A 24,053-nucleotide genomic window follows, 5' to 3' on the forward strand; every position below is an offset into this window, starting at 1 on the left:
CTGACAGAATGCTGACGCCGCCCGTCACGCAACAGCCTGCGGGGCCGTGGGCGCCAACTGCAAACCAGTCTTATTGCGCGCTGCCGGGGACGAAGCGGCCGATCCGGTATTTCGGCAGCAGGGCATCGGCTTCGCCCGAATGGGCGCGGCCCTTGCTCTTGGTGTTGTAGGCGTCGGTCGCCTCCTTGCCGCACCACGGCTCGATGATCGATGGCCGCGACGGATGGTCCGGCAGATAGCCGGTGAGATCATAGACGCCGCCGCGGATCGCCATCCAGCAATCGGCGGGGGTGGCGTGGCGGGCGAGTTCGGCCGCCGTGATGTCGCGTTCGGCGGCGACCGCCGGCTGTCGGGCGCCCGGCGTCAGCGCACTGCCGGCCCAGAAGCCGAGTACGGCGATCCAGAACGTCGCGGTGGAGGCGAAATACAATCTGCGCATCATCTGAACTCGAAGTTTTCGAAGTGGATGTGCTGGGCGGCGACGCCGCGCGCGCCGAGCGCCTGCTGCAACGCGACAACCAGCCCCGGCGGACCGCACAGATAGCACTCCACACCTGACAGCTCGCTGGCAGCGGGCAGCAGGCGGTCGAGATCGGGCAGATCGTCGCCGGTCGCGACCGTGTGCAGCGTCAGTTGCGGATCCGACGCCGCGATCGCGCGCAGTTCCGCCAGATAGGTCGCGTCGGCATCGCTGCGAAAGAGATACAATAGCTGGGTCGGCCGGCGTAGTTTGGCATCGTTCAGCACAGCGACGAATGGCGTGACGCCGATTCCGCCGGCGATCCACAATTGCGGCGCGGTGCCGGCCTCGCCGAGCAGGCCGCCGAAGCCGCCGATCACCCGCGCCGCGACGCCGGGCTCGATCGACAGCATCCGCCGGGTGCAATCGCCGAGCGCTTTCACCGCGAGACGCAGCGCGCCGTCGCGATCGATCGCGCTGATGGTGAAGGGGTGGAATTCACCGCAGCCGCGGTAGACCGGGCCGTTCGCGAATTCGACGAGGACGAACTGGCCGGCGGTGACGGTCACCGGATCGGCCAGCGGGCGCAATTCGATCTCGACCGAATGCGGGGTCAGCTTGCGCACCGCCGCGACGGCGTAGGGCCGCGCTGCGAGTCCGAGATCGCCGCGCAGCAGCCGCCAGCCGAGGATGCCTGCCGCCGCGGCGAGGATCGGCAGCACCGGCTCGTCGATGCCGAGCAGGATCAGATGCACCAGCCCGATCACCACGCCGATGCCGAGCAGCGCGTGCAGCCAGCGCCACAGGCCGTAGCGGATGCTCGGGGTGAAGGTGGTGGCGAGGCCGACCATCAGCAGCAGCAGGCCGAGCCAGCCCGACCACACCTGCCAGCTCTCCGTGGCCGGCGACAACGTCTGCCAGGCGAGCCGCGGCGACGCGGAAAGATTGCCGGCGGCAAGCGCCAGCGGATGCAGCAGCAGCAATACATAGGCGGCGACGCCGGTGAGGTGATGCCAGCGATACATCCGCTCCAGCCCGCCGAGCCAATAGGCGAGCCGCGGCTCGCGCAGCATCAGTAGCAGGCTCACCAGCAGCAGCCCGCAACCGAGCCAGCCGGTGACTATGCCGGCGGCGCGGAGCGGAGCGAGGCCTGTGGGAAACGCCCACACGACGAAGCCGAGCGGCACCACAAAGCTGAGCAGCGGGATCGACCAGCGTTGAAGCGCCGCTGCGGGGGATGCCATTGGCTCAATCCCGCTTCAGGCGGCTGCAGAAATCCCAATGACCGCCCGGCAGATCGAGACCGCGCTCGCGCGCGCGCTGCACCATCAAGGCGTGATGCTCGGCACGATAGGCTTCGCAGGAATCGTAATCGGTGAAGCCGCGCACCCGCGCCTGATGTGCGATGCGCTCCTGCGGCGACATCAGCATCCAGCCGCGGGTATTGCCCTCATCGGCGCGCCAAGGCGCGGCGTGCGCCGGCCCGATCAAGACCACGAAACCGATCAACGACATCGTTGCGGCGAAGCTGGACAAGGATGGTCTGCAGGGCATGATCATGATCCTGCTGCTGCGGTGCGACGTGCCAGATTAGAGCACGATTTCCTCCGCGAGGATGACTCAAATCAAGCTCAGCGCTTTATCGCCTGCACCCTTCCCGTCATTGCGAGCCGAAGGCGAAGCAATCCAGAAGCGCAATGCACGGCGCTGGATTGCTTCGTCGCTTCGCTCCTCGCAATGACGGGGCGAGGGTGGAGCAGAACTACTTCTTCTGTTGCGCCGCCGCTGCGCGGGCGTCCTTGATCGCCTGCTTGAACATCGCGACGTCGAGCACACCCGGCACCCGGAAGCGGCCGACGATGAAGGCCGGCGTGCCCTGGAAGCCGAACGCCTTGGCCTGTGCGTCGCTGCGCGCCAGAATCGCCTCGATCGCCGCGCCGTTGGCTTCCAGATCCTTCGTCGCGCGCGCGACATCGACGCCGCCGGCGCCGAGCAGTTCGGTGATGCCGGAGGCCGTGAGCTTGGCCGTGCTGCCGATCAGCGCGTCGTGCGCTTCGAAGAACTTGCCCTGATATTTCGACGCCAGCACCATCTTGGCCGCATCGACCGAGATGCCGCCGAAGATCGGCCAGTCCTTCAGCACCAGACGAACCTTGCCGTCGTCCTTCACGACCTGCCTGAGATCGGGAGCGACCTTCTTGCAGTAAGGACAGCGATAGTCCGACCATTCGACGATGGTGATATCACCGTCGGGATTGCCGGCGACCGGAATGTCCGGGTCGTGCAGCACCGCCTCGGTCGACAGCACGTTGTCGTCCGACGCCGGCGCGCCCGGCGCCGCCCACGCTTTCGACGCGGCCAGCGCCGGCGCGAGCGACAGGGCCGTCATCAGCGCCGATCGTCGGGTGATCATCGTCAGGGTTCCAATCCATCTTGGAGGATTGGACCTTTCTGCCCCGGATCGGCCGTCGATGCTATCCCTTTGCCACCGGAACGGCGGGCGGAGTCGGCGATTTGTCGCGCAGCACGATGTAGATCGCCGGAATCACCAGCACCGTCAGCAGCGTCGAGGACGCCAGCCCGAACAGCAGCGAGATCGCCAGCCCCTGGAAGATCGGATCGAGCAGAATCGTCGCCGCCCCGATCATCGCCGCCAGCGCGGTTAATAGGATCGGCTTGAACCGCACCGCGCCGGCCTGCAGCACCACCTCTCGCAAGGTTTTGCCCTCGCCGCCGGAATGGCGGATGAAATCCACCAGCAGGATCGAGTTGCGCACGATGATGCCGGCGAGCGCGATGAAGCCGATCATCGAGGTGGCGGTGAACGGCGCGCCGAGCAGCCAGTGGCCGATCAGGATGCCGATCAGCGTCAGCGGGATCGGCGTCAGGATCACCAGCGGCAGCTTGAAGCTCTTGAACTGCGCCACCACCAGCACGTAGATGCCGACGATCGCCGCGCCGAACGCCGCGCCCATGTCGCGGAACGTCACCCAGGTGATCTCCCACTCGCCGTCCCACAGCAGCGTCGGACGGGATTCGTCGGACGGCTGGCCGTGCAGGCTGATCGCCGGCTTCGGCAGCTTGCCCCAATCATGCGCCTCGATGCGCTTGTCGACTTCGAGAATGCCGTACAGCGGCGCTTCGAATTTGCCGGCGAGTTCGGCCATCACCATGTCGGCGAAGCGGCCGTCGCGGCGGAAGATCAGCGGCGAGCCGACTTCGCGGACAGCCTTCACCAATTGGCCGAGCTCGACCACGGTCTTGGCGCCCGGCAGCGTGTTGGCCGGCACCGGCGTCGACGCCAGCGCCTCGTTCCAGACCAGGTCGCGCTTCGGCAGGGCGACGTTGATGGCGATCGGGTTGCGGTCCTCGCCGCGATGCGAGTAGCCGATCGAGGTGCCGCCGAACAGCGTCTGGATGGTGTCGTAGACGTCCTTCTGCTCGACGCCGAAGAACTCCAGTCGGTCCTGATCGATCGACAGCCGCAGTCGCGGCCGCGGCTGGCCGATCGAATCGTCGATATCGACGATGAACGGCACGTCCTTGAAGATCTTCTTCACCTCCGCGGTGACCGCGCGCCGCGTCGCGGCGTCGGGGCCGTAGATCTCGGCGAGCAGCGTCGCCATCACCGGCGGGCCGGGCGGCACTTCGACGACCTTGAGACTGGTGCCGGCCGGGACCGACAGCGCCTTCAGCCGCTCGCGCAGATCGAGCGCGATGGCGTGACTGGGGCGCGAACGATCGCCGCGCGCGGCGAGATTGACCTGCAATTCGCCGAGCTCGGGGCGTTCGCGCAAGTAATACTGGCGCACTAGGCCGTTGAAATTGTACGGCGCCGGCGTGCCGGCGTAGCTCTGCACCGAGGTGATTTCCGGGAGACCACGGGCGATGTCGGCGGCGGCGAACAGCGTCCGCTCGGTGTCTTCCAGCGTCGCGCCCTCCGGCAGATCGAGCACCACCGCGATCTCGCTCTTGTTGTCGAACGGCAGCAGCTTCACCGTCACCGACTTGGTGTAAAACAGCACCATCGAGGCCAGTGTGGCGATGCCGACGCCGAGCAGGAAGATCCACGATGCGCGCTTGCTGGCGACGATCGGCGAGGCGATGCGGCGATACAGCCGGCCGAGCCGGCCCTCGTCGTGCGCATCATGCGCGGCGACGGCGCCCTCGCGCGGTGCGAGCTTCAGCATCAGCCACGGCGCCACCACCATCGCGACGAAGAACGAGAACAGCATCGCAGCCGAGGCATTGGCCGGGATCGGCGCCATATAGGGGCCCATCAGCCCGGACACGAACAGCATCGGCAGCAGCGCCGCGACCACCGTCAGCGTCGCGATCACGGTGGGATTGCCGACTTCGGCCACCGCCTCGATGGTGGCCTGCAGCCGAGGCCGGCCGTCCTTCATCCCCCAGTGCCGGGCGATGTTCTCGACGACCACGATGGCGTCGTCGACCAGGATACCGATGGAGAAGATCAGCGCGAACAGGCTGACGCGGTTGATGGTGTAGCCCATCAGATTGGCGGCAAAGAGCGTCAGCAGGATCGTGGTCGGGATCACCACCGCGGTCACCACCGCCTCGCGCCAGCCGATCGCGATCGCGATCAGCACCACGATCGAGATCGTGGCGATGCCGAGATGCAGCAGCAGCTCGTTGGCCTTCTCGTTGGCGGTCTCGCCGTAGTCGCGCGTCACGGTGACGGCGACGTCGTCCGGGATCAGCGTCCCTTCGAGCGCGGCCAGCCGCGCCTTGATGTCGTGCGACGCCACCACGGCGTTGGCGCCGGCGCGCTTGGCGAGCGCGACGCTGACCGCGGGCACGCGGTCCCAAGTGCCGTCGTCGCGGCGGGCATCGTTCCACACCCGGTGCTCGGCGGCATTCGGGCCGACGATCACCGAGGCGACGTCCTTGACGTAGACCGGGCGGTTGTCGCGGGTGGCGATCAGCAGCAGGCCGATGTCGGGAATCCCCATCAGCGTCTGCCCGGCCGAGACGCTGCGCATCTCGCCGCCGTCGCGCGCCGAGCCGGCGAGGAACGAGCGATTGGCGTCCTTCACCTTGGCGACGAGCTGCTGCAGCGTCACGCCGTACAGCGACAGCTTCTCCGGATCGGGCTCGACCCGGATCTGCTGCGCGCCGCCGCCGGAGATGTAGGTCAGGCCGATATTCTCGACCTTCATCAGTTCGGCGCGCAGCTTGTCGGCGACTTCGTAGAGGTCCTTGTCGGTCCAGCGGCTGGCCGCCTCCGGCTTCGGCGACAGCGTCAGCACCGTGATAGCGACGTCGTTGATGCCGCGGCCGACGATCAGCGGCTCGGGAATGCCGACCGGAATCCGGTCGAGATTGGCGCGGATCTTCTCGTGGACGCGCAGGATCGCATCCTCGGCCTTGGTGCCGACCAGGAACCGCGCGGTGACGATGACGCGATCGTCTTCGGTCTGGCTGTAGACGTGTTCGACGCCGTCGATGCCCTTGACGATGGCCTCCAGCGGCTTGGTCACCAGCTCCACCGCGTCGGGGCCGTGCAGGCCGTCGGCATTGATGCGGATGTCGACCATCGGCACGCTGATCTGCGGCTCCTCCTCGCGCGGGATCGCGACCAGCGCGAACAGCCCGACGACGAGCGAGGCCAGCAGGAACAGCGGCGTCAGCGGCGATTGGATGGTGGCCTTGGTCAGGCGGCCTGAGATTCCGAGATTCACGGCTGCACCAACCTGTCACCATTGCGCAGGCCCGAGAGGATCTCGAGCCCGTCCGGCATCTCGGGCGTGGGATGATCGCGGCCGCGCTGCACCGGCACCGCGACGGTCTTGCCCGGCTCGCCGAGCTGGACGTAGTCGATGCCGAATTCGGTCCGGATGTAGCGCGACGGAATGACGAAGGCCGGGCGATCGCCGCCGGAGATCCACACCCGCAGCCGGTCGCCGACGAAATACTGGCCGAGCCCCTCGACGGTCGCATCGGCGACGACGCGGCCGTCCTCGATCAGTGGATAGACCAGATCGATGGTGCCGAATTTCGCGGTGTGGTCGCCGAATTCGGCGCCGTCGACCCGCACCCTGTCGCCGGCCTTGAGGAATCGCGCGTGCCGCTCCGGCACCCGCAGCCGCAGCTTGTAGTGCTGCTGCGCCACCGTGACGATGGTGTCGCCCTGCAGCACCACCGAGCCGACCGTGATCATCTTCTTCAGCACGCGGCCGTCGTCGGGCGCCAGCACCTGGCCTTCCTTGAACTGCTGCTGCACCACCGCGCGCTCGGCGGTCTTGGCGCGCAGATTGTTCTCGGCGACGTTGAGCGCGGTGCGCGCCTCGTCGAGCTTGGTGCGCGGCAGCGTGCCGCGCTCGACCAGCCCGTTGGTGCGGTCGAAATCGAGCTGCGCCTGCGACGCCTGCGCCATCAGCGCCTGCATCTGCGCGTCGAGCGAATTCATCTGCAGCGTCAGCTTGTCGTCGCCGATCGTCGCGATTTCCTGGCCGCGGGTGACGCTGTCGCCCTCGCGGACCTTGAGCGCGATCACGGTGCCGCCGATCCGGCTGCGCGCCGGCACCACGCTGGTGCTCTCGACGGTGGCGAACACCGCCTTCTCGTCCGACACCTTCTGCTCCGCCACCGTCAGCGTCGCGGCTTGCGCCGCGGCCGCGCCGAGCAGGATCGCGGCGAGGGCGCCGCTCGTGATCAATCCGCGAATACGCATGTCATGCCTTTGCAGGTTTGCTTGCCGTCTTCCGGACGGGCGGCGCCGGGCAGTACAGCCGGTACAGCGTCGTCAGGAGCTCGCGAGCCGGTTCGCTCGCGATCGAATAGAAAATCGTCTGGGCGTCGCGCCGCGACGCCACCAGCCCGTCCTTGCGCAGCAGCGCGAGGTGCTGCGACACGGTCGAATCGCGCAGGCCGAGAACCCCGGCGAGATCGCCGACCGAGCGCTCGCCGCCGATCAGCTGACATATGATCAGCAGCCGATGCCGGTTCGCCAGCGCCTTCAGCAATTCGCTGGCCTGGTCGGCGGCGGCTTCCATGAGGTCGACTTGTATTTTCATGATTGCGTATATACGATTATTCGAATATAACGTCAACCGTGTTTTCAGGGGCGGCCGGCCGTTCGACCTAAACGGACGGTCGGATCCGCCAGGGCCGACAATCGAACCGAATGGAGATTGCAATGAATATCGATCAGACCGTACTCGCCTTCGCAGGCTTCGTGGTGCTCGCCAGCCTTGCGCTCGGCTGGCTGGTCAGCCCGTATTGGTTTTTGCTGACGGCGTTCGCGGGCGTCAACATGATCCAGGCGTCGTTCACCGGCTTCTGTCCGGCGGCGATCGTGTTCAAGAAGCTCGGCGTGAGAAGCGGCAACGCGTTTTCGTGAGCCGGGTTGCGCGTCGAACGACACAACCCAGTCATTGCCGGGCTCGACCCGGCAATCCATCATCTTGCGAAGAAGGGGAATGGATGCGCGGGCCTACGCCGCGCCGAAGGGGCTACGGCCCCGCAGGCGGGTCAGGCCCGCGCATGACGAAGTAACAAAGGCCGAGCCCTCATGGTGAGGAGGCGCGCCGCGGCGTCTCGAACCATGGGCTGTTCTGCGATGCCGAGACGCCGACGCGCGCCGCCATCCTTCGAGACGCCCGGCTTCGCCCTTCGGGCTACGCCGGGCTCCTCAGAGTCCGACTCAAAATGAGAGCAACAAGATCAGGCACTCGAGTTCGTCTTTGCGAGGAGCGAAGCGACGAAGCAATCCAGACTCCTGTGCTCGGCGCACTGGATTGCTTCGCTTCGCTCGCAATGACGGGGATACGGCAGTGATTTTGCGGCCTGCATTTTCGGTCAGGCTGTCAGGACGAGGTCGTGCTGGTTGATATCGGCGGAATTATCGAGAGTTGGATTCAGCCCGCGGCCTGCCCGCAATGGCAATCGCAGCCGCCCTCTTCTTCCTCGCCGTCGTGATCGTGCGGCGCGGCCGGGGCCAGGGTGCCGGCGAGATAGGTCTGCACCGCGACCACCGGATCGGTTTCCGCGGTGGTGATGGCGATGACGTTGCGCGCGGCCATCCGGCTGATGAAGCCGGCGCCAGCGCTGCCGGCGATCACCACATCGACGGCGTCGAGCGGGTGCGCGCCCTGCTCGCTGAATTCGTGGATCGACATCTCCTTCGGCAGGTCGAGCCGTTCGACCTCCTGCGGCGTGCGCCCCGGCGCGGCATCGAACACCATGAAGCGGCGGGACTTGCCGGCGTGGCCGGTGACGGTGCGGAAATTCTGGCTGGCGACGGCGATCAGCATGGCGTTGTCTTTCGGTGGCTGGAGTGGAGTTTGGGCGCGCGCCATCGATCGGCCGTGCGCTGAACAGCGGACGTTGCCGGACGGTCGGCGCAGGTCGACGGCCGCGCCGAAGCGCGGCGCCGGAGGGCGGCTGGTCAGTTCAGAAGCGGCGCCGCAGGCGCGCTCAGGCTTCGCCGATCAGGATCTTGTCGTCGGCGGTGAATTTGTACGGCACCAGCGCCAGATTGAGCGGCGCCGGCCCGAGCCGGATGCGACCCGAGGAATCATATTGCGAGCCGTGGCACTGGCAGAACCAGCCGTCGAAATTGCCCTGATGCTCGGTCGGGATACAGCCGAGATGGGTGCAGATCGCCGACACCACCAGCCATTGCTCCTTGCCAGCCTTGACCCGCTCGGAGTCCGGCTGCGGATCGCGCATGCTCTTCCAGTCCGCGGTCTGCGCCGCTTCGATTTCCTTCGGCGTGCGGTGGTTGATGAAGATCGGCTGGCCGCGCCAGAACACCTTGATCACCTGGCCTTCGGCGAGCGGCGCGAGATCGACTTCCAGCGGGAAACCGGCGGCGACCGTCGAGGCGTCGGGGTTGAGCTGCGACACGAACGGCCACACCGCCGCTGCAGTGCCGACCGTGGTCAGCGCGCCGGTGGCGAGAAACAGCACGTCGCGCCGATTGGGCTGTTCGGAAGTGATTGCGGTCATGTTGGTCTCCTGAGTAGCGGTTGCGTCCCGGATTGCAGATCCGATGCGCGGCCGAATGTCCTGCGGGTTCGCCCGCTGTCGTCTCTAAACCCTGCGAAGCTCGCCCGCCGCACGCGCGAGGATCGCGACGAGCTCGGCTTCATTGTCCGCGTCCCTGGCGATCTGCCGGATCGCCACCTCGCGCAGATTGTCGAGCGCGGCGCGCAGCAACGGCGGAAGATCGCCGCCCTCGGCGCCGGCGCCATTGCTGGCCTGCTGGCGCATCATCTCGCCGAACGTGGCCAGACGTTCGAACACCGCGTCCGCGAGCGCGCGGTTGCCGGCGAGCTGATCGCGGCCGTCGTCGGTGATGACGTAGAGTTTCTTGGCGCCTTCGGGCTGCGCGACGACGTGGCCCATCTCCTCGAGATAGGTCAGCGTCGGGTAGACCACGCCGGGGCTCGGCGCGTACCAGCCCGCGGTCTTCTCCTCGATCACCTTGATGATGTCGTAGCCGTGGCGCGGCTGCTCGGCGATCAGCGCCAGCGCGATCAGCTTGAGGTCGCCCTGCGCCAGCATCCGGCCGGCGCGGGACGTCTCGCCTTGGCCGGCGCCGCGTCCGCCGAAGCCGCGGCGGCCCCAGCGGCAGCCGGGCGTGCCGGAGCCGCATCGCCGCAGGCCAATGTCGATACCGTCCATGCCGAAACCTCACAAAGATATATCGTAGTTACGCCCCACCCCGGCGACTGTAAAGATATATCTTCGATCACCCCCCCGGGGAGTGGCGCGATGCCGCACGACTGTTGCCCGGGGACGCAACACACCCATTCCGCCGATACCTTTTTGATTGGAACCGTTGATCCAGATCAAACGGCCCGGGCCGCAAAGACATATCGTTTTGATATATTCAAATGTTTAGGAGAGGCCCGATGCCGTCCTTCCTCGACAAGGCCTGGTCGCCCTACGTCGCCGGCGTGGTGATCGGACTGCTGCAGATCCCGGCGTTCCTGATGATCCAGACCGCGCTCGGCGCGTCGTCGTCGTTCGTCACCGTCGGTGACACCCTGGCGAGCTGGATCGATCCCTCGCTGCTTCAGATCAAATACGCCGCCAGTCACGTCGCGCCGACCGCCAAGAACCTCTGGCAGGTCGCGCTGGTCGGCGGCATCGCGATCGGTGCCTTCCTGTCGATGAAACTGTCCGGCGCCCGGCGCCAGCCGATCTCGCCGATCTGGAGCCACGCGCTCGGCTCCTCCTCCGCTTCGCTGCGCTACGCGGTCGCCTTCGTTGCCGGCTTCCTGATGCTGTTCGGCGCCCGGATCGCCGATGGCTGCACCAGCGGCCACGGCGTCTCCGGCGTCGCGCAATTGTCGGTCGGCTCCACCGTCGCGGTCGCCGCGATGTTCGTCGGCGGCATCGCCACGGCGACGCTGCTGCTGCGTCGCATCTGAAACCGAGGGAGAACGTCGATGATGGGTTCAGTCTGGACGGCCGTCGCCATCGGCCTCGCAATGGGGATCGTGTTCGGCTTCGCGCTGGAGAAATCGCGGGTGTTCGAACCGGGCATGATCGTCGGCCAGATGCAGTTGCGCAATTTCATCATGCTCAAGATGTTCCTCACCGCGGTGGCGACCGGCGCGCTGGTGCTCGCGGTGCTGCACGGCTTCGGCTTCGTCAAACTGCATCCGAAGGGCGCGCTGTACGCCGCCGATATCGTCGGCGGACTGCTGCTCGGCGCCGGAATCGCGCTGGCCGGCGCCTGCCCCGGCACCACGCTGGCGCAGATCGGCGTCGGCTATCGCGATGCGATCTTCACGCTGGTCGGCGGCCTCGCCGGCGCGGTGGCGTTTTCCTACGCGCAGCCCTGGCTCGCCGCCAATCTGATCGGCACCGCCAAGCCGATCCTCTTCACCGACCTTGTGGGTCTGCCGTATTGGCAGGGCGCCGTCGGTTTGGCAGTGGTGCTGATCGCCGTGCTGGCACTGATGGAGCGGTGGCGCCCGTGGCGCGACGATCTCGGATCGGATGTCGACGGGGCCCATGCGACTTCCACCGAATTCAAGGGCCGGATCGTTCCGGCCGAATAGCAGGAGAGAATGATGTTCAAGGTAGCAGTCGTGCTCTGGATCATCGGCGGCGCAACGCTCGCGGGGATGCTGATGGTCGCCGTGCTGGCGGTGCCGAGCCTGTCCGAGAAGGCGATGACGTGGATTCCGCTGGCCGTCGCCGCCGGCTTCGTGCTGGCGATGCCGGTGTCGTTCCTGGTCGCGCGCAAGATCGCCCGCCCCTCCGTCCGTTGACCCGAGATGGACGACGCTCCTGCCGGTCGTCGTCCTCGCCCGGATGTCTCCGCGCCTGATCCCCGTCCCGGGATCGCGTTTCAGCAAAAGCGTTCGTCATGACAGAAACAAATATCGAGGGGCCGCTCTACGCCCCTCGCAAGAAAGTCTATCCGCAGGCGGTGCACGGCCGCTTCCGCAGGATCAAGTGGACGCTGCTGGCGATCACGCTGTCGATCTACTATTTCACGCCGTTCCTGCGCTGGGATCGCGGCCCCGGCCTGCCCGACCAGGCGGTGCTGATCGATATCCCGGCCCGGCGGTTCTACTTCTTCTTCATCGAGCTGTGGCCGCAGGAAGTGTACTACTTCACCGGCCTCCTGATCATGGCGGCGCTGGCGCTGTTCCTGATGAACGCGCTGGCCGGCCGGCTGTGGTGCGGCTATCTCTGTCCGCAGACGGTGTGGACCGACCTGTTCTACGCGGTCGAACGCTTCGTCGAAGGCGACCGCCGCGACCGCATCCAGAAGGACCAGCACGGCTTCACCGCGCGGCGCGCCGGCGAACTGGCCGCCAAGCACTTCATCTGGCTGATGATCGCGTGGTGGACCGGCGGCGCCTGGGTGCTGTATTTCGCCGATGCGCCGACGCTGGTGAAGGAGCTGGTGACGTTTCAGGCGCCGATGGTCGCCTATGTGTGGATCGGCATTCTCACCTTCACCACCTACACCCTCGCCGGCTTCATGCGCGAGCAAGTCTGCATCTACATGTGCCCGTGGCCGCGGATCCAGGCGGCGCTGACCGACGAATGGGCGCTCAACGTCACCTACCGCGTCGATCGCGGCGAACCGCGAATGTCGGTGAAGAAGGCCGAGCTGGCGCGGCAGCACGGCGAGCGCGCCGGCGACTGCGTCGACTGCCATCAATGCGTCAATGTCTGCCCGACCGGCGTCGACATCCGCGAAGGGCTGCAGCTCGGCTGCGTGCAATGCGGCCTGTGCATCGACGCCTGCGCCAATGTGATGCAGCAGGTCGGCCGTCCGACCGGACTGATCGCCTACGACACCGACATCAACGGCCAGCGCCGGCTGGAAGGCAAGCCGCCGCTGTACCGGCCGATCCGCGCGCGCACCATCATGTACTCGGCGATGATCGTGCTGACCGGCGCCGTGATGGTTTACGCGCTGGCGACGCGCGGCGCGCTCGACCTCAACGTGCTGCACGAGCGCAACCCGCTGTTCGTGGCGCTGTCCGACGGCGGCGTGCGCAACGACTACACCGTTAGGCTCCTGAACAAGCGGCCGACGGCGCGGAGCGTGACGATCTCGGTGCTCGGCGTGCCCGGCGCGACGATGCAGACGCCCGGCGTCGGCGTCGGCGCCGCCGAGCAGATCAGCGTCGAGGTCGGCCAGGACCAGAGCCGCGAATTGCGGATCTCGGTGCAGGTGCCGGCCAACCTGGTGCCGGCGAAGCCGGTCGCCATCACCTTCGAGGTCAAGGACCCGGCCACCGGCGAAACCGCGACCGCGACCGACCACTTCGTGCCGCCGACGAACTGACGCGCGCTGCGGGACGCGTCAGTTCGTGCCCTGCAGCATGTTGCCGAGGCCCTGCAGCACCAGCGCCAGCGAGACCACGAACAGCAGCAGATAGGCGATCCGGTAGAACAGCCCGGTCGGCATCCGGCGGATCAGCCAGATCCCGGCCAGATTGGCGGCGGCGGCGAGCGGCAGCAGCGCGATCGAGGTCGCGAGATTCGCAGTGTTGAACTGACCGAGCAGGATATAGGGCCCGATCTTCAGCACGTTGAGAACCGCAAAGAAGATCGTGGTGGTGCCGACCAGCACCAGCTTCGGCAATTGCAGCGGCAGCATGTAGACCTGATAGGGCGGCCCGCCGCCCTGGGTCATGAACGACGTAAAGCCGGACACGCCGCCCCAGAATACGCCCGCTGCAGTCGAGCCCTTCGACGGCGACAGTTGCGGCCGCAGCCAGACATTCAGCACGAAGGCGACGCCAACGCCGCCGACGATCAGCCGCACCACGTCGTCGGACACGATCGCCGCGGTCCACCACGCCAGCCCCATCCCGGCCAGCGCGCCCGGCAGCATGATCTTCAGGCTGCGCGCGTCCCAATGCCGGCGATAGACGTAGAGCGAGATCATGTCCTGGCTGATCAGCACCGGCAACAGCAGCGCGGCCGCCTCCAGCGGCGGCAGGAACAGCGCCAGCAGCGGGGTCGCCGCGATGCCGATCCCCGAGAAGCCGCCCTTGGCCAGCCCGAGCAGCAGCACCGCGGGAATCGCGGCGGCGTAGAACCAGGGATCGAGGATGATCGAGGACACAAGGACTCGCGGGTGCGGGACATAGCGGCTGGCGGAGGGCCGACGATGCATGCGGCAAGAGGCGAACCTCTGCAAGCGATACCGGCAGGCTTTTCTGCAAGGCGATAGAGCACAGCCGGAGGAACTTCCGTCCCCGGGCCGACCCGCGTTTGAACGGTTCCGGCGGCGGCGGCGACCAAGAGGGGCCGCACACGAAGCGGCCCTGCCGCGTCGACCCGATCTCGGCTAGGGTCGGCGCATCGTCCGATTCATGGGAGTCGCCAGAGATGTGGATTCTACTCGGCATTATCGTCGCGATCGCGGTGTTCGCGCTGATGGCCTACAACCGTCTGGTGGCGCTGCGACAGCGCGTCGATCAGGCCTTCGCCGACATCGACGTGCAGCTCAAGCAGCGGCACGATCTCATTCCAAATCTCATCGAAACCGTGAAGGGCTACGCCGCGCATGAGCGCGGCACGCTCGACGACGTCATCAAGGCGCGCAATGCCGCGATGTCGGCGCACGGCGCCGGCCAGGTCGCCGCCGCCGAGAACATGCTGTCCGGCGCGCTCGGCAAGCTGATCGCGCTCAGCGAGGCCTATCCGGACCTCAAGGCCAACGCCAATTTCCAGCAATTGCAGAGCGAGCTCAGCGACATCGAGAACAAGATCGCGGCCAGCCGCCGGTTCTTCAACAACGCCGTGCAGGAGTACAACACCGGCATCCAGCAGATGCCCGCCGCGTTGTTCGCCGCGCCGCTCGGCTTCACCCACAAGGATTACTTCGACCTCGGCGAGACGCGAACGCAGATCGAGCAGGTACCGCAGGTGAAGTTCTAATCTGCTCCCCTCCCCCTTGCGGGGAGGGGTCGGGGGTGGGGGTCCACGGGCACTGAGTGTGCGGCCCCCCCACCCGACCGGCCTTACGGCCGGCCACCCTCCCCGCAAGGGGGAGGGAAATTAAGGCCGGCGCTGCGACACTAACGGATCGCCCTCATGGCCGCCTACGGTCTGTATACGCATATCGCAGCCAACAAGACGCGTTCGATCGTACTGCTGATCGGGCTGTTCGTGCTGATCTATGTGCTGGTGTTCGCCGGCGCGCTGATCGCCGAAGTGATGCTCGATCGCGGGCGTTCGGTCGGCGACTATCTCAACGCGGCAGCGATCGATCTGGTGCAGGCGCTGCCGTTCGCCACGCTCGGCGCGGCGCTGTGGATCGTGATCGCGTATTTTTTCCATCAGAAGCTGATCGACGCCGTCACCGGCGGCCATGCGGTGACGCGGCAGGAGCAGCCGCGGTTGTACAATCTGCTCGAGAACCTGTGCATCTCGCGCGGCATCCCGATGCCGAAGCTGAAGATCATGGACAGCCCGGCGCTCAACGCCTTCGCCAGCGGCCTCAACCGGCAGCAATACGCGATCACGGTGACGACCGGACTGCTCGCCAATCTCGACGACCACGAGATCGAGGCGGTGCTCGCCCACGAACTGACCCACATCAAGAACGGCGACGTGCAGATGATGGTGATCGCCGTGATCATCGCCGGCGTGGTCGGATTTTTCGGCGAGATGATGTTCCGGCTGTTCGTCCACGGCGGCTTCCGCTTCGGCGGCGGCGGATCGTCGACATCCTCGTCGTCGTCATCGGGCGATCGCAAGAGCGGCGGCGGCGCGATCATCGTCGTGATCCTGGCGATCGTGCTGGTCGTGCTGGCCTGGCTGCTGTCGCAGGTGGTCAAGCTGGCGCTGTCGCGCGCCCGCGAATATCTCGCCGACGCGGGCTCTGTCGAACTGACCAAGAACCCCGATGCGATGATCTCGGCGCTGCGCAAGATCGAGAATCGCGGCGAACTCGAAGGCGCGACCTCGGCGGTGATGGAAATGTGCGTCGACAATCCGCGTTCCGGCTTTGCCGACCTGTTCGCCACCCACCCGTCGGTCGATGCGCGGGTGGCGGCGCTGGTGAAATTCGCCGGCGGCCACGATCCCGGTCCGCTGGCGCTGCCGACGCCAGCCGACGCGACGGCCCCGCCCGCAGACGATTCAGCCGTGCCTTCGGCGCCCGGCGACGCCGCCCCGGCTGGCCCGTGGAGCGTTCCGGGGCCATCGCGTCCACGGCGATTCCTGCGCCGGCCGTGGGGCAAGCGGGTGTGACGCCGGCGGGCCGGGCGCAATCGCCTCGCATCCGAACGATTTTGTTGAGATTGCCGTCATGTGCAGCGGCAACAATTGAAATATCCCATGTTTCTGCCATGTTCGCGCCCAAAGAGGGGCCTTGCACCGCGGTTCCGCGGTGGGGGATCAACCGGGCCCGAAAAGGAATCTCATGGCGAAGCCAGCAGTGATCGTCGTAGGCGCAGACAAGGGCGGCGTGGGCAAGACCACGGTGTCGCGAACCTTGCTGGACTATTTCAGCGCCAACAACATCCCGACCCGCGCCTTCGACACCGAATCGCCGCGCGGCACGTTGAAGCGCTTCCATCCCGGCATCACCGAGATCGTCGACATGACGACGACGGCCGACCAGATGAAGATCTTCGATACGTTGAACACGGCGACGCCGTCGGTGACCGTGATCGACGTCCGCGCCGGACTGATGTCCAACGCGCTGGCGAATCTGCGCGACATCGGCTTCCTCGACGCCGCGCGCTCCGGCCAGATCACCTTCGCGGTGTTCCACATTCTCGGACCATCGATCGCGTCACTGGACGAGATCGCCGAGACGGCGAATTTCATGATCGGCGCGAAATATTACCTGGTGAAGAATTTCATCAACAACACCAGCTTCTTCGAGTGGGACCAGGCGACCTACAATTCGTACTTCCACCGCATCAAGGACGCCACCGAGCTGACGATCCCGAAGCTCAACGAAATGGCCTACGAGCAGGTCGAAGTGTCGTCGGTGCCGTTCCTGAAATTCGTCGCCAACAAGGGCGTCCAGGACGAGCCGGCGAACTACTCCTTCGTGCTGCGCGGCTATGTCCGGCACTGGCTCGCCAATGTCTGGAGCGAGTTCGACCGCATCAAGCTCACCGACCTCGTCGGCAAGGACAAGGGCGGCCGCAGCACCAATGTCGCGGAAGCCGGCGAGAAATAATTCGCCTCGCCGCCGATTTTGGCTATATCGGGAAGGACATTCCGGCCGGGCGAATGAACGCCGGGCCGGAAAGCCCGATCGACGCCATGTCCCGCACGCCGTCCCGCACCCCCGTCTATATCATCTGTTCGCCGCGGCCGTTCGTCGGCAAGACCCTGATCGCGCGGCTGCTCAGCGAATTTCTGCAACTGGCGCGCGGCTCCGTGGTCGCCTTCGACGTCAACGTCAAGGAGCCGTCGCTGCTGGACTATCTGCCGCACCTCACAGAGACGGCGGATGTCGGCGACACCTTCGGCAAGGTGCAACTGATGGACCGGCTGATCGTCGGCGACGGCGTCGCCAAGGTGATCGACCTCGGCTTCCACGCCTTCGACGAATTCTTCGGCACGTTCGGCGAGATCGGCTTCATCAAGGAAGCCGCGCGGCGGCAGGTCGCCCCCGTGGTGCTGTTCGTGCCCGACAACGATCGCAATTCGGCGCGCGCGTTCGCGACGCTGCAGGACATCGTCCCGCCGCGGCAACTGATCGCGATCGACAACGAGCACGTGATGCACGGCGAGATGCCGCTCGCTTTCGCCGGCGGAAGGGTGGTGCGGATCCGCGCGCTGCCGCCGTTCCTCAAGACCTATATCGACCGGCTGAATTTTTCCTTCACCGGCTATCTGCGCGCCGAGCCCGATGCCTCGACCGAGCTCAACCAGTGGATCAGGAAGAACTACACCAGCTTCCGCGACCTGGAGCTGGAGATGACGCAGGCGCGGGTGTAGCGCGCCACCGTCCCCGGCGTCGTCATCCTGAGAGCCTGCCCCGGACTTGATCCGGGGTGCGCGCCCTTGCGCGCCTCGAAGGATGCGGCGACGTGTGCTTACGGCTCATCCTTCGAGGCCGCCGCTGCGCGGCGGCACCTCAGGATGACGGGAGCCTGCGGCGGCTCAATGCCCGCCGAATTCGACCAGCGTCCGGACCGGGACGCCCATGCTGCGGACCTTGGCGGCGCCGCCCAAATCCGGCAGGTCGATGATGAAGCAGGCGGCGACGACTTCGGCGCCGATCTGGCGCAGCAGCTTGATCGCGCCCTCGGCGGTGCCGCCGGTGGCGATCAGGTCGTCGACCAGGATGACGCGCTCGCCGGGGGTGATTGCGTCGAGGTGGATCTCGATGTGATCGGTGCCGTATTCCAGCGTGTATTCCATCGACACGCAGGTGTGCGGCAGCTTGCCCTTCTTGCGGATCGGCACGAAGCCCGACGACACCTGATGCGCGATCGCGCCGCCGATGATGAAGCCCCTCGCCTCGATGCCGGCGACCTTGTCGATCTTGGAGCCGGCCCAGGGCTGCACCAGTTCGTCGACGGCGCGGCGGAAGGCGCGCGGATCACCCATCAGCGTGGTGATGTCGCGGAACATGATGCCGGGTTTGGGATAGTCCGGAATAGTCCGGACACTGGCCTTCAAATCATGGGCAAGTTCGGGGGTCATCGGCGCTGGTCTCTGTTGCGGGTTGGCTCAATTCGTCATTGCGGGGCGTCGGAGGCAATCCGGTAATTCGGATAATCGTCGCCGGGGGTGTTAGCAGCCCGCCCCCGGCGGCACACGTGTTTCGATCAATTCCGGGGGGTCAAACCATCGGCCGGCCGAGCCGGAAGGCGTTTTCGACGATCCGCAGCCCGACCTCGCCGCCGAGCGACATCAGCGACTCCGGATGGAACTGGACGCCGCCGACCGGCAGCGTCTTGTGCTCGATCGCCATCGCGATGCCATCGTCGGTGGACGCGGTGACGGTCAGCTCCTTCGGCATGTCCTGCATGTCGACATACAGCGAATGATAGCGGCCGATGGTGATCTCGTTCGGCAGGCCGTGCATCAGCGTGCCGCCGCGCACCTGGATCCGCGACGGCCGGCCATGCGCCGGCTGCGCGAGTTGGCCGAGCGTGCCGCCGAAATATTCGCCCATCGCCTGGACGCCGAGGCAGACCCCGAAGATCGGCAGTTGCTTCGCCAGAGCGGTGTCGATCGTCGACGAAATCCTGAAGTCCGCAGGCCGGCCGGGGCCGGGCGACAGCACCAGCAGATCGTAGGCATTGTCGGCCAGCATCTTCTGCGCATGGATGTGGCGCACCACGCTGACCTGGGCGCCGACCTGGCGGAAATAGTCCGCCAGCATGTGCACGAAGCTGTCGTCGTGATCGACCAGCAGCACGCGCTTGCCGGAGCCGGTGGCGTCCGGCGCCACCGCCGACAGCGGCTTCGGCGGATCGCCGCGCAGCGCCTGGAAGAGCGCCGCGGCCTTGACCTGGCATTCCTTGTCCTCGGCAACGGGGTCCGAATCGAACAGGCAGGTGGCGCCGACGCGGACTTCGGCGAGGCCGTCCTTCATCCGGATGGTGCGGATGGTGAGGCCCGTATTGATGCTGCCGTCGAACCCGACCACGCCGAACGCGCCGGCGTACCAGCGCCGCGGCGTGCGCTCGTGATCCTCGACGAACTGCATCGCCCACAATTTCGGCGCGCCGGTCACCGTCACCGCCCAGGCATGGGTGAGGAAAGCGTCGAGCGCGTCGAAGCCGGGGCGCAGCATGCCCTCGACGTGATCGACGGTGTGGAACAGCTTCGAATAGGTCTCGATCTGGCGCCGCGCCAGCACCTTGATGGTGCCCGGCACGCAGACCCGCGCCTTGTCGTTGCGGTCGACGTCGGTGCACATGTTGAGCTCGAACTCGTCCTTCTCGGAGTTCAGGAGCTTCTGGATCTGCTCGGCGTCCGCAATGGCATCGACGCCGCGGGCGATGGTGCCGGAAATCGGGCAGGTCTCGATCCGGCGGCCGTCGGAGCGCACGAACATTTCGGGCGAGGCCGAGACGAGAAATTCGCCATCCCCGAGATTGAGCAACCCGCCATAGGGCGACGGATTGATCCGGCACAGCCGCTTGAACACTTCGGCCGGCGAGCGCTCGCAGGGCTCGCCGAACAACTGGCCGGGCACCGCCTCGAACAGATCGCCGCGGGCGAAGTGCTCGCGGGCGACCTCGACCACCTTGGCGTATTCGCCGGGCGCGTGGTCGGCGAAGCCCTGCCGGCCGGTCTGGGTGTAGACGCTCTCGGCGGTGTCGTTGGGCAGGCCCTGGGTGGACTTGCCCTTCCAGGCGAATTCATAGGCGATATTGACGCCGCGGCCGGTGGCGCGGTCGTAGGCCAACAGCCGATCCGGCACATACAGCACGATGTCGCGCTGGTCGGCCTCGCGCGCCCGCTTCTGCGCCAGATCCTCGAACTGGAACACCAGATCGTAGGCGAAGGCGCCGTACAGGCCGAGCATCGGGTCCGCCGGCGAGGCGAACGCCGCGACCAGCGCGCGCACCAGCGAGATCGCGCTGGCGCGGCGGGTGCGCTGCTCCTCGTCGACCGGCGCCTCGCCGCGAACGATGTGGCCCCTGATCTTCGTCGCGCAGGCCTGCTCGACCACCACGCAGGGCTCGTCGAGCGTGTCGGACAGGAACGCGACCAGCACATGCCCGCGGGGGTTGAGCGCTTCGATCGTGAACTGCTCGGCGCGGATGGTCAGCGCCAGCGGCGGATCGGCGAAGCCGAAATCGAAGCTCTCGTAGCGCCCCGGCACCGTGGTGCCGGACGACAGCATCACGCCGCGGCGGCGATCCAGAAGGTCGATCAGATCATCGAGCGACTGACCGCCGCTGAAGGCCGCCACCGTGCGCGACACGGCGAGGCCCGCGGCGGTCTTGTAGTCGCTCTGCGCGGGAAGCGAGAAAACGGTCCTGTTCATGGCATCCTCTTATCTCAACTTGCCGGAGGAACGCCACACAGGACAAACGAAAGGCCGCCACTGTGGGGCGGCCTTCGGACGATCTCAAAAAACGGAAAATCGCACGGCCACCTCTCAGGAGGTGCGCCACCAACGACGGGTCTGGGACGGCCGGGTCTGGCGGATCGACGTGCACATGTGCGGCAATGCACCATCGGGGCGGGGTGGTGTCAAGGGGGCGACGGGGCGTACGACCAAAGCAGCAAGAATACGTGCCGTCGTTGAAATCAACCGATCCGATCGTCAGTATCCCGAAGCAAGCAGGCCTGAAGGAGCGGCGCTGATGCGCTACGCGGTCGTTATCGAACAAGCCGAGGGCAACTATTCGGCCTATGTGCCGGACCTCCCCGGCTGTGTCGCGACCGGCGCCAGCGTCGCGGCGGTCGAGGCCGAGATCCGCGAGGCGATCCGGTTTCACATCGACGGCTTGAAGGACGACGGCCTGCCTGTGCCCGCGCCGACCAGCCTGGCGGAATACATCGAGACCTGACGCCTCAGCGCCGGCCGTGCACTCAGGCCATCTCCGGCCTTCTTGCCACGATATACGGCCCGTGCGGATTGTCGCCGAATACGCGTTCGTCGGCGATCTCGAAGCCGGCGTCGCGCAGGGTCTGGCGCAGCTCGGGCTTGGTCAGCGCCTGGGCGCGCGGAAACAGGCCGAAGCTGCGCAGCACGAAGAACAGCGCGCGCAGCTTGAGCGACATGTCGGAGAAGCACCAGGTCTTGCTGATGAGGAGACCGCCGGGCTTCAGATGGGCGTGGATCTGCGCCAGCGTGCCGGGCAGATCACCGACCAGATGCAGCACTTGGAAGGCGCAGATCGCATCGAACGGCCCGCCGTCGAAAGCGCTGCGGGCGTCGGCGAGGACGAAGCGGAGATTGGCCGGCGCCGGCTTGGCGCGGGCGATGCGCAGCATCTCGGCCGAGAAATCGGTCGCTATCCATTCCGCCGCGTGCGGCGCGAGGCGGATCGCGGCGGAGCCGGTGCCGCAGCCGATCTCCAGCACCCGGTCGGTCGGGCGCAGCCGGCCGGCGGCGTCGGCCAGCATCGCCTCGAAGGCGGCCGGGTCCTTGATCGGCCGCGCCGCATAGCGGTCGGCGACCTTGTCCCAGAACTTCGCCTGACGGGTCGCAGCCATCGCGGGTCCTTCCAGCCGGGCGGTCACAGATGCGGCTCGACGATGGCGCGCAGGTCGACCCGCGCCCGCATGCGCGTCGCCAACATGTAGATGCCGCCGAACTTGCGCTGCAGAAACAGCGTATCCATCGGCGGGATGCGGAAATACGCATGGTCTTGCGCCATCGCCATGCCGGCTTCGCGCATCTGCACCGCGAGGTCGCTGGCGCCGAAGTCGAACGGCCCGTCCTGCCGCAGCGGCTCGAGCGACATCTCGAAGATTTCGAGCATCGCCTGTTCCAGCCGGGCGGGCGTGTCGCCGGCGAGGAAGCCGATCTCGAGCGCGGCGGCGCGGACGCCCGGACGGTCGCCCGCCAGCCCGGCGCGCAGCAGCCGCCGGTAGAGGTCGGCGAAATCCTCGGGAAAGGCGCGGGTGGCGCCGAAGTCGAGCAGCATCACCTGCCCGGTCGCCGGCGCGTAGCGATAATTGGCGAAGTTCGGATCAGTCTGCATCAGCCGGAATTCGAACAGCTCGCGGAAAATCAGGCCGATCATCAGCGTCATCACCCGGTCGCGCTCGGCCTGCGGCGCGTCGGCGAGGCTGTCGATCGGCCCGCCCTCGACGTAACTCATCGCCAGCACGTTCGGCGTCGTCAGGTCGGCGTGCAGCTCGGGCACGCGGAATTCGGGCCGGTCGGCGAGCAGCGCGCCGAATTTCGAGAGGCAGCGACCTTCGCGCTCGTAGTCGGCCTCCTCGTGCAACTGCCGCTTGGCCTCGGCGATCATCGGCGCGATATCGACGCCTTTGGGCACCAGCCCGGCCATGCGCATCAGCGAGGAGACGTTGTTGACGTCGGAATCGATGCTGCGGCGAACGCCGGGATATTGCACCTTGATCGCCAGATCGCGGCCGTCCTTGGTGCGCACCCGGTGAACCTGGCCGATCGAGGCCGCGGCGACCGGGTGAGCGTCGAACACCTCGAACCGGCGCTGCCAATGCGGCCCCCAGGCCTCGGTCAGCACCCGTCTGAGCTGCGCCACCGGCATGTGATGCGCTTCCGAGCGCAGACGGCCGAGAATGTCGGCGAGCTCCGGCGGCAGCATGTCGCCGGCATCCATCGAGATCAGCTGGCCGACCTTCATCGCCGCGCCGCGCATCTGCGCCAGCCGGTCGGCCACCTTGATGGCGTTGGCGGGTGTCAGCAGCAGGTCTTCCATCCGCGGGCGCTGGCCGCGCGCGAGCTGCCCCGCGACCTCGGCGGCGACATTGCCGGCGATCGACGAGGCCAGCCCGCCCAATTGCGCCAGCCGCGACAGCCGCGAACTGGGCACAGCCAACGCTCGCCTCTCGAAGGCTCGTCTCTCGATCGTCCGATGCGGCACGGGGTCTCCCTTCGGGGGCAGGCAGGGTGCAGATGGCGCGGAACGAAGCCAAAACCAGCCCCATAGCCGCATACCCCGTTTCTGCCGACGCGGCCTCGCCGTCTGTGACGATGTCACCACCGGCGGCGGTCAGCGAGCGTCAGTGCGCGCGTGCGATAGCGTCGATCGTGCCGCGTCCGCCGACGAGGCAGGAACGCTTGCGCCGCTGCCGCGTTCAATATCCGCATGCCGGGTGACAACCGGCCGTAACAGGGATGGCGGACGCAGCTCATTTTGCCGGTTTCTGGCTGCGACACCAACGCATCGGTACGCGCTGACGCCTAACCTGTTCCCGGTATGCATCCCCTTCCCGGGTCACGACTTCTTCAGAAACTCCGTGCGCAGCACCAGGCCCTTGATCTTGTCGGTGCGGCCTTCGATCTCGTCTTCATTGTCGGTGAGGCGGATGCCGCGGATCACGGTGCCGCGCTTCAGCACGGTGGACGAGCCTTTCAGCTTCAGATCCTTGATCAGGGTGACGTTGTCGCCGTCGGCGAGCAGCGCGCCGTTGCTGTCTTTGACCTTGATGTCCATGCGGGGCCTTTCGATGGTCGGCTTGAGAATGCGCGGGGCGCGCGGTT

At 66.7% G+C, this 24,053-nt stretch carries 26 protein-coding genes; 10 read left to right on the forward strand and 16 right to left on the reverse strand.

The annotated features are described in order from the left end of the window. Positions 1 to 70 precede the first annotated feature (70 nt). The 7 genes from ACTZWT_RS13160 to ACTZWT_RS13190 form a co-directional block, all read right to left on the reverse strand. Complete coding sequence (locus ACTZWT_RS13160) at positions 71 to 442, reverse strand: cytochrome b5 domain-containing protein (protein ID WP_444770127.1); 372 nt, start codon at positions 440 to 442, stop codon at positions 71 to 73. Further along, complete coding sequence (locus tag ACTZWT_RS13165) at positions 439 to 1,704, reverse strand: ferric reductase-like transmembrane domain-containing protein (protein ID WP_444770128.1); 1,266 nt, start codon at positions 1,702 to 1,704, stop codon at positions 439 to 441. The genes ACTZWT_RS13160 and ACTZWT_RS13165 overlap by 4 nt, the downstream gene beginning before the upstream one ends. A gap of 4 nt (positions 1,705 to 1,708) precedes the next feature. Then, positions 1,709 to 1,996 (reverse strand): hypothetical protein, encoded by a 288-nt coding sequence (locus ACTZWT_RS13170; RefSeq protein ID WP_444770129.1) that lies wholly within the window; start codon positions 1,994 to 1,996, stop codon positions 1,709 to 1,711. Positions 1,997 to 2,222: 226 nt separating this feature from the next. Then, a complete protein-coding gene (locus tag ACTZWT_RS13175) occupies positions 2,223 to 2,873 on the reverse strand; it encodes a DsbA family protein (RefSeq protein WP_444770130.1) in 651 nt (216 codons plus the stop codon). Between the two features lie 61 nt (positions 2,874 to 2,934). Further along, entirely contained in the window at positions 2,935 to 6,162 is a 3,228-nt protein-coding gene (locus ACTZWT_RS13180; RefSeq protein ID WP_444770131.1) for an efflux RND transporter permease subunit, read from the reverse strand. Continuing rightward, positions 6,159 to 7,154, reverse strand: a complete 996-nt coding sequence (locus tag ACTZWT_RS13185) for an efflux RND transporter periplasmic adaptor subunit (RefSeq protein WP_444770132.1) — start codon at positions 7,152 to 7,154, stop codon at positions 6,159 to 6,161. Before ACTZWT_RS13185 ends, ACTZWT_RS13180 begins: the two co-directional genes overlap by 4 nt. Before the next feature lies 1 nt (position 7,155). Then, positions 7,156 to 7,476 carry an ArsR/SmtB family transcription factor gene (locus ACTZWT_RS13190; protein ID WP_444770133.1) on the reverse strand — a complete coding sequence of 107 codons (321 nt, stop codon included), beginning with the start codon at positions 7,474 to 7,476 and terminating at the stop codon, positions 7,156 to 7,158. Between the two features lie 143 nt (positions 7,477 to 7,619). On the opposite strand from ACTZWT_RS13190, the gene ACTZWT_RS13195 reads away from it, so the two are divergent. Next, positions 7,620 to 7,823: a YgaP family membrane protein gene (locus ACTZWT_RS13195; protein ID WP_444770134.1), complete on the forward strand. Its 204-nt coding sequence runs from the start codon at positions 7,620 to 7,622 to the stop codon at positions 7,821 to 7,823. A gap of 517 nt (positions 7,824 to 8,340) precedes the next feature. Here the strand turns inward: ACTZWT_RS13195 and ACTZWT_RS13200 are convergent. The 3 genes from ACTZWT_RS13200 to ACTZWT_RS13210 all read right to left on the reverse strand — a co-directional run bounded on the left by ACTZWT_RS13200 (position 8,341) and on the right by ACTZWT_RS13210 (position 10,111). Beyond that, positions 8,341 to 8,736: a NifB/NifX family molybdenum-iron cluster-binding protein gene (locus ACTZWT_RS13200; protein ID WP_444770135.1), complete on the reverse strand. Its 396-nt coding sequence runs from the start codon at positions 8,734 to 8,736 to the stop codon at positions 8,341 to 8,343. Between the two features lie 163 nt (positions 8,737 to 8,899). After that, positions 8,900 to 9,433: a ubiquinol-cytochrome c reductase iron-sulfur subunit gene (gene petA, locus ACTZWT_RS13205; RefSeq protein ID WP_444770136.1), complete on the reverse strand. Its 534-nt coding sequence runs from the start codon at positions 9,431 to 9,433 to the stop codon at positions 8,900 to 8,902. Between the two features lie 84 nt (positions 9,434 to 9,517). Continuing rightward, positions 9,518 to 10,111, reverse strand: coding sequence for a PadR family transcriptional regulator (locus tag ACTZWT_RS13210; protein WP_444770137.1), 594 nt, complete (start codon positions 10,109 to 10,111; stop codon positions 9,518 to 9,520). A 230-nt stretch (positions 10,112 to 10,341) separates the two neighbouring features. On the opposite strand from ACTZWT_RS13210, the gene ACTZWT_RS13215 reads away from it, so the two are divergent. The 4 genes from ACTZWT_RS13215 (at position 10,342) to ccoG (ending at position 13,250) form a co-directional block, all read left to right on the forward strand. Beyond that, a complete protein-coding gene (locus ACTZWT_RS13215) occupies positions 10,342 to 10,863 on the forward strand; it encodes a YeeE/YedE thiosulfate transporter family protein (RefSeq protein ID WP_444770138.1) in 522 nt (173 codons plus the stop codon). An 18-nt stretch (positions 10,864 to 10,881) separates the two neighbouring features. Beyond that, positions 10,882 to 11,499 carry a YeeE/YedE thiosulfate transporter family protein gene (locus ACTZWT_RS13220; RefSeq protein ID WP_444770139.1) on the forward strand — a complete coding sequence of 206 codons (618 nt, stop codon included), beginning with the start codon at positions 10,882 to 10,884 and terminating at the stop codon, positions 11,497 to 11,499. A gap of 12 nt (positions 11,500 to 11,511) precedes the next feature. Continuing rightward, the gene (locus tag ACTZWT_RS13225) at positions 11,512 to 11,712 is read left to right on the forward strand and encodes a hypothetical protein (RefSeq protein ID WP_444770140.1); all 201 of its coding nucleotides are present in this window, start codon (positions 11,512 to 11,514) and stop codon (positions 11,710 to 11,712) included. 98 nt (positions 11,713 to 11,810) lie between these two features. After that, entirely contained in the window at positions 11,811 to 13,250 is a 1,440-nt protein-coding gene (ccoG, locus tag ACTZWT_RS13230; RefSeq protein ID WP_444770141.1) for a cytochrome c oxidase accessory protein CcoG, read from the forward strand. 18 nt (positions 13,251 to 13,268) lie between these two features. On the opposite strand, the gene ACTZWT_RS13235 is transcribed toward ccoG, so the two are convergent. Continuing rightward, positions 13,269 to 14,087 (reverse strand): sulfite exporter TauE/SafE family protein, encoded by an 819-nt coding sequence (locus tag ACTZWT_RS13235; protein WP_444770142.1) that lies wholly within the window; start codon positions 14,085 to 14,087, stop codon positions 13,269 to 13,271. A gap of 215 nt (positions 14,088 to 14,302) precedes the next feature. Here ACTZWT_RS13235 and ACTZWT_RS13240 point away from each other — a divergent pair, with 215 nt between their 5' ends. The 4 genes from ACTZWT_RS13240 to ACTZWT_RS13255 all read left to right on the forward strand — a co-directional run bounded on the left by ACTZWT_RS13240 (position 14,303) and on the right by ACTZWT_RS13255 (position 17,881). Beyond that, positions 14,303 to 14,854, forward strand: a complete 552-nt coding sequence (locus ACTZWT_RS13240; protein ID WP_444770143.1) for a LemA family protein — start codon at positions 14,303 to 14,305, stop codon at positions 14,852 to 14,854. A gap of 156 nt (positions 14,855 to 15,010) precedes the next feature. After that, on the forward strand, positions 15,011 to 16,171 hold the full coding sequence (locus ACTZWT_RS13245) for a M48 family metalloprotease (RefSeq protein ID WP_444770144.1): 1,161 nt from the start codon (positions 15,011 to 15,013) through the stop codon (positions 16,169 to 16,171). 172 nt (positions 16,172 to 16,343) lie between these two features. Further along, positions 16,344 to 17,114: a hypothetical protein gene (locus ACTZWT_RS13250; protein ID WP_444770145.1), complete on the forward strand. Its 771-nt coding sequence runs from the start codon at positions 16,344 to 16,346 to the stop codon at positions 17,112 to 17,114. A gap of 86 nt (positions 17,115 to 17,200) precedes the next feature. Beyond that, entirely contained in the window at positions 17,201 to 17,881 is a 681-nt protein-coding gene (locus tag ACTZWT_RS13255; RefSeq protein ID WP_444770146.1) for a hypothetical protein, read from the forward strand. A gap of 165 nt (positions 17,882 to 18,046) precedes the next feature. Here the strand turns inward: ACTZWT_RS13255 and ACTZWT_RS13260 are convergent, their stop codons facing one another. Together ACTZWT_RS13260 and ACTZWT_RS13265 are read right to left on the reverse strand one after the other, a co-directional pair. Then, a complete protein-coding gene (locus ACTZWT_RS13260; protein ID WP_444770147.1) occupies positions 18,047 to 18,592 on the reverse strand; it encodes an adenine phosphoribosyltransferase in 546 nt (181 codons plus the stop codon). A gap of 139 nt (positions 18,593 to 18,731) precedes the next feature. Further along, complete coding sequence (locus ACTZWT_RS13265; RefSeq protein WP_444770148.1) at positions 18,732 to 20,894, reverse strand: anthranilate synthase component I; 2,163 nt, start codon at positions 20,892 to 20,894, stop codon at positions 18,732 to 18,734. Positions 20,895 to 21,216: 322 nt separating this feature from the next. Here ACTZWT_RS13265 and ACTZWT_RS13270 point away from each other — a divergent pair, with 322 nt between their 5' ends. Then, on the forward strand, positions 21,217 to 21,423 hold the full coding sequence (locus tag ACTZWT_RS13270; protein ID WP_444770149.1) for a type II toxin-antitoxin system HicB family antitoxin: 207 nt from the start codon (positions 21,217 to 21,219) through the stop codon (positions 21,421 to 21,423). A gap of 22 nt (positions 21,424 to 21,445) precedes the next feature. Here ACTZWT_RS13270 and ACTZWT_RS13275 read toward each other — a convergent pair whose 3' ends face one another. The 3 genes from ACTZWT_RS13275 to ACTZWT_RS13285 all read right to left on the reverse strand — a co-directional run bounded on the left by ACTZWT_RS13275 (position 21,446) and on the right by ACTZWT_RS13285 (position 24,000). After that, entirely contained in the window at positions 21,446 to 22,072 is a 627-nt protein-coding gene (locus ACTZWT_RS13275; protein ID WP_444770150.1) for a class I SAM-dependent methyltransferase, read from the reverse strand. A gap of 23 nt (positions 22,073 to 22,095) precedes the next feature. Continuing rightward, a complete protein-coding gene (locus ACTZWT_RS13280) occupies positions 22,096 to 23,382 on the reverse strand; it encodes an ABC1 kinase family protein (protein ID WP_444770304.1) in 1,287 nt (428 codons plus the stop codon). A 405-nt stretch (positions 23,383 to 23,787) separates the two neighbouring features. Beyond that, the gene (locus ACTZWT_RS13285; RefSeq protein ID WP_238736977.1) at positions 23,788 to 24,000 is read right to left on the reverse strand and encodes an alkylphosphonate utilization protein; all 213 of its coding nucleotides are present in this window, start codon (positions 23,998 to 24,000) and stop codon (positions 23,788 to 23,790) included. Between the last annotated feature and the right edge of the window lie 53 nt (positions 24,001 to 24,053).

This window comes from Rhodopseudomonas sp. NSM, from assembly GCF_052445935.1.
GTDB lineage: Bacteria > Pseudomonadota > Alphaproteobacteria > Rhizobiales > Xanthobacteraceae > Rhodopseudomonas.